The 3318-nt window shown below is 67.1% G+C and carries 3 protein-coding genes; 2 read left to right on the forward strand and 1 reads right to left on the reverse strand.

Annotation, left to right across the window (positions count from 1 at the left end; all coding sequences use genetic code 11):
- The first annotated feature begins 254 nt into the window (after positions 1–254).
- On the forward strand, positions 255–992 hold the full coding sequence (locus AB0I73_RS40785) for an HNH endonuclease family protein (protein ID WP_363045435.1): 738 nt from the start codon (positions 255–257) through the stop codon (positions 990–992).
- Positions 993–1216: 224 nt separating this feature from the next.
- Positions 1217–2437, forward strand: coding sequence for a VWA domain-containing protein (locus tag AB0I73_RS40790; protein ID WP_363045436.1), 1221 nt, complete (start codon positions 1217–1219; stop codon positions 2435–2437).
- 95 nt (positions 2438–2532) lie between these two features.
- Here the strand turns inward: AB0I73_RS40790 and AB0I73_RS40795 are convergent, their stop codons facing one another.
- On the reverse strand, positions 2533–3204 hold the full coding sequence (locus tag AB0I73_RS40795) for a VWA domain-containing protein (protein ID WP_363045437.1): 672 nt from the start codon (positions 3202–3204) through the stop codon (positions 2533–2535).
- Positions 3205–3318: the final 114 nt, after the last annotated feature.

The following is a 3318-nucleotide window of genomic DNA, read 5'->3' on the forward strand; positions in this document are numbered from 1 at the left end:
GAGCAATGCTCATGACTTGTGGATCGTCCTCGGGAAGGCATGCGAAGGGCGTACCTTCCCGAATGATCCTGTGATGGTCACCAAGTCAGGCCCGCATTCGCAGCGCCTGCCCCTGGGAAGGAGAAGAGACGGGCAGGATGGGGGCGGCTGCGGTTGAAGAGGGCTACAGCCAGCACATATGACCTCCTGCCACCTCTCACGGCCGGCCTGGGAGTATGAGGTGCTACCGCTGCCTCGCCTCCAGGAGCACGACCGTGAACCGTCGCCATCTCATACCGCTTGCCACCGCGCTCCTGGGCGTCTCGCTGGTGGGCTGCACCCCGCAAGTCATCGAAGACGACGCGAAGCCCGACTCCCCAAACTCCAGCGCGCTCCCCGGTGGACCCGCACCGTCCGGCGCGGCCGGCGGCGGGCCTGCCGAAGGTGGCCTGTTGCTCGCGGATGCCATCGCGAAGATCCCGGACGGGGTCGAGCAGCGGGACGGGTACGAGCGCGACAGCTTCAAGCACTGGGTCGACGAGGACGGCGACGGCTGCCCCACCCGGGCCGAGGTCCTGATCGAGGAGGCCACCACGAAGCCCGAGCAGGGGGAGCGATGCGCGCTGAGCGGCGGGGTGTGGATGTCGTACTACGACGAGGTCGAGGTCACCGACCCGGGCAAGCTGGACATCGACCACATGGTCCCGCTCGCCGAGGCGTGGGACAGCGGCGCCCACGCCTGGACGCCCGAGCGCCGCCAGGCCTACGCCAACGACCTTGGCGCGCAGCGTTCCCTGGTCGCGGTCACCGCGAAGACGAACCGTTCCAAGGCCGACAGGGACCCGGCCGCCTGGCTCCCGCCGGCCGAGAGCGCGCACTGCACCTATGCCGCGGACTGGACCGGAACCAAGCTGCGGTGGCAGCTGACCGCCGACGACGAGGAGCGCGCCGCGCTGGTGAAGCTCGCCGAGGCCTGTCCGGGCACGGTCGTGGAGTACGAAGTCGCCCCGTAGCCCGTTACCGGTCGCCACATACGTCCGCATCATGCTGCGATACCACTGCGCGTGCCACGGCTGAACCGGATGCGGTCCGGACTTCACCATGCCTCGGGGGCGTTGGTCCAACAGGCTGCCGGGCGTTGAAGCGGCACGTGTGATGTGAGTTTGGCTGCGTGGTGCCGGGGGACGGGGAAGAATCAGCGAGTGTTCGTCGACGATCGACCGAGGTGTCTGTGTCTGTGACTACGTCATTACTCAAAGGCCAGAACGCTGCTCTGTCGGCCGGGCCGGTTACGTTCACGGTGACGGCCACAGGACTGGCCGCGGACGTGTCGGCACTGCTCCTCGGGCCCGATGGCAAGGTTCGCGGTGACGACGACCTGGTCTTCTATAACCATCCCAAGCACGACGGGGTCAGCATTTCCGGGCAGACGGTCACGGCCGATCTCGACCGGCTGCCCACCGACGTCGCCACCATCGTCGTGGCCGCCAGCGTCGACCCCCTGCAGCCGGGAGCCGTCTTCACCTCGGCACCACGCCTGACCATCACCCAGTCCGGCACACCCGCGAAGACGTTCACCGCCCCGGACTTCGTCGCCAGAGAAACTGTGGTGGTCCTCGCGGAGCTCTACCGGCGAGGCGACGCGTGGAAGGTACGCGCGGTGGGCCAGGGTTATGCATCCGGACTCGCGGGTCTGGCGACCGACTACGGAGTCGACATCGACGATGCCGGCACCGATCCGGCCACGGCGCCGGTGCCGGCCCAGGCCCGGTCCGCTTCCCCGGGTGCGGTGGTGGACTTGACCAAGGTGGAGCGCCAGGCTCCAGGTCTCCTGGAGCCGGCCCGGCAGGCTGGCCAGGCTCTCGTCCGGACAGGGCTCGCGGGACGACGCGCCGCGGTCTACCTGGTCCTGGACCACGACTGGCACATGGAGGAGCTGTACGAGTCGTTCGCCGTACAGGCGTTCGCCGAGCGGGTTCTGGCCCTGTCGGCCAACTTCGACGACGACGGCACGGTGCCGGTCATCTTCTCCAGCGGGAGGGAGCCGTTCCTCGAAGAGATCAGGCTCGACAACTACCGCGGCCGTATCGGGCAGCTGCACACACAGGTCGACTGGGGCTGGGGCAACGTGGCCGACGCCATGCGCCGCGCTGTAAGCCACTACCAGGAGTCCGGGGCATCCGATCCCGCCTTCGTGGTCATCCAGGTCGGCGACGAACCATGGGACAAGGCCGAGGTCCGCTCCCTGTTGCAGAACACCGCAGCGCTGGGGGTGTTCTGGCTGTTCGTCGGCTTCGGCCGAGGCAAGCTTGCCTTCTACAAGAACCTGAACGCGTCCACCTCCGCCACCTTCAACAACGTCGCCTTCTACGACGCCAGCAAGAACCCGGGGGCCGTTCCCGGAGAGCGTTTCTACAATGGCCTCGTTGACGCCTTCGCGACCTGGATGAAGGCCTAGACACCGGCACCGACTCCTTGAGCGGTGAACAAGACCCTATGCGGCGAACGTGACCGGGCGGCAGGCCAGGTTCGGCCGACGCTGCCCGGGAGAGGTCACCGTATGACGCCAGCAGTGCGGGCTGCGGTCAACCACTGGGGGAATTCCTGCAGGAGTCGGTCGAAGAGCTGGTGGTCGGGGGTGGCCTGCGGGGTGCGGCCGGCATGGAAGAAACCGGCGTTGTCGACGACGCGGCGGGCTGGGACGGCGAGGGTGTCCAGCTTGTGCAGGAACGCGAACTCATTGCTGTCGGGGTCACCGAAGCCGACGAACTGCCAGAACAACGGCAGCCGTGCTGCTTTGCAGAGGTAGCGTTCGGCGGCGAGTTTGCTGGTGGGGCCGCCGTCGGTCTGGAAGATGACCAGGGCGGGGGCGTCGCTGCCGGAGGCTATGTAGTGGTCGATGACCTCGTCCATGGCCCAGTGGTAGTTCGTGCGCCCCATATGACCGAGGTTTTCGTGCAGCTTGTTGATGCGGCCGTGGTGCCGACCGAGTACCAGGTCGGTGGAGCCGTCGACGTCCGTGGAGAAGAACACCACCGGCACGACACCGTCGTCATCCAGATGCGCCGACAGCGACAGCACCTGCTCAGCCAGATACTGCATGGTGCCGTCCCGGTAGTAGGACCGCATCGACCCAGAGCGATCCAACACGAGATAGACCGCCGCCCGCACACCCTTCAGCCCGTGCCAGTGGACACGGTCACCCGCCGCCTTGTACAGACTCACCAGATCAGGCGCACGCTCCGGGCCTTGACCCCTGATCCTGAACACGGGTTAGGCGGCTTCGGCCAGCGTAGTTGATGTTGTTTGGAGTGCTCGCTCGTAGGCGATCGGGCTGCG

This window comes from Streptomyces sp. NPDC050388 (genome assembly GCF_040655635.1).
In the GTDB taxonomy this organism is placed as follows: Bacteria; Actinomycetota; Actinomycetes; order Streptomycetales; family Streptomycetaceae; genus Streptomyces.